The organism is Pengzhenrongella sp., from assembly GCF_036565025.1.
Taxonomy (GTDB): domain Bacteria; phylum Actinomycetota; class Actinomycetes; order Actinomycetales; family Cellulomonadaceae; genus Pengzhenrongella.
Genome location: NZ_DATCNW010000445.1, coordinates 1 through 1,637 on the forward strand (window position 1 = coordinate 1; position 1,637 = coordinate 1,637).

General features: G+C 70.1%; 1 protein-coding gene. It reads left to right on the forward strand.

Going from position 1 to position 1,637, the window contains the following annotated elements:
- The first annotated feature begins 288 nt into the window (after positions 1–288).
- Positions 289–1,542: an IS110 family transposase gene (locus tag VIM26_RS25270; protein ID WP_331956092.1), complete on the forward strand. Its 1,254-nt coding sequence runs from the start codon at positions 289–291 to the stop codon at positions 1,540–1,542.
- The last annotated feature ends 95 nt before the right edge of the window (positions 1,543–1,637 follow it).

Sequence of the window (1,637 nt, forward strand, 5' to 3'; positions counted from 1 at the left end):
CGCGTGGATGGTGGAGACGTAGGCGGAGCCGTTGTCCGGGGATGAAACTGTGGGGATGGGGTCGTCCGGTGTCTTGGGCAGGATCGGTGTCCCGGGACAGGGGCTGCTCCTGGGAAGCACAGGTGGGGCAGGCCGCCGGTAACCGATGGGCTGCGAGCCCGGCGTTGTTCGTGGCCGCCCCTGCGACCTGCCCGGGTGTGCTGTGAGCACGTATCCGTCGTTGTCGCTTCGCCCGCCGGCTTCCCGTGTTGTCGTCGAGGAGGGGAGGGATCGGTGAGGTTCATCGGGATGGACGTGCATCGCGACTTCTGCGAGATCGCGATCGTGGAGCCGGACGGCCACGCGCGCTCGGCCGGCCGGATCAACACTGTTGTGGAGGAGCTCGAGCTGTTCGCTCGCAGTCTCGCGGCCGACGATGTCGTGGCGTTGGAGGCGACCAGCGGTGCGGGGTTGATCGCTGAGATCATCGAGCCGCATGTCGCGGCGGTGTTGGTCGCGAACACGCGCAAGTTGCCGCAGATCAGCAAGGCGACGGCGAAGACCGACCGGCTGGACGCCCGGACGCTCGCCCGGCTCGCCGGCTCCGGGTTCCTGGAGACGGTGTGGGCCCCGGATGAGCGGACACGGGCGCTGCGCAGGCTCTGCGCACGACGGGAGGCGCTCGTCCGTGCCCGCACACGCGCCAAGAACGAGGCACACGCGGTCCCCGCGCGCAACCTCTGCGGCCGCCCGCCGGTCAGCGACTGCTTCGGCAAGAAGGGCCGGGCGTGGCTGGCCGAGCTGCAGTTGCCGATCGACGAGCGGCTGACCCTCGACGGCTGCCTCCGCCAGATCGACTTCCTCGACACGGAGATCGGGGCGCTCGAGGCGGCGCTGGCCACGCAGGCGCTCGACTCGCCGCAGATCCAGCGGCTGATGACAGTCCCCGGCGTCAACCTGCATACCGCCGCGGCGTTCATGGCCTCGGTCGGCGACATCCGCCGCTTCCCCTCCGCACGACACGTTGTCGGCTATCTCGGCTTGGATCCGCGGGTACGCCAGTCCGGCAACGCCGAGGCCCGCCACGGCCGGATCAGCAAGGCGGGCTCCAGCCTGGCCCGGGGGATGCTCGGTGAGGCCGCCTGGTCGGTCGCCCAGACGCCGGGGCCGCTCAAGGCGTTCTTCGAGCGGATCCGCGCCCGCAAAGGCCCGCAGGTCGCCGCGACCGCGACCGCCCGCAAGCTCGCCTGCCTGTTTTGGTGTCTGCTCACCCGTCAGGAGGACTACGCCTACGCGCGCCCCTCGATGACCCGCTCGAAGATCCGCCAGCTCGAGCTCGCCGCAGGCGCCCCGCCACGCAAAGGCGTGCGCGGAATCGCCGGCAACAAAAACGCCCAGACCCGCGAGGCCGAACGCGAGATCGCCCGCCGAGCCGAGACCGCCTACCGCCGGACGATCGCCGACTGGAAAGCCGCCGGGCCGGCGAAAACGGGTGCAGGCGCGACACCGGGGCGCGCATCTTCAAGGCCCTCGAAGGGCAAAGCCGCGCGACAGACTCCATGAAGCCCCAACCGTCTGCTCTTCGCTACGTCAGTCACCCGCACCCAACCAAAGGATCCCACCAGCCACCACCGACGTCCACTTGACTTTCATCCGTC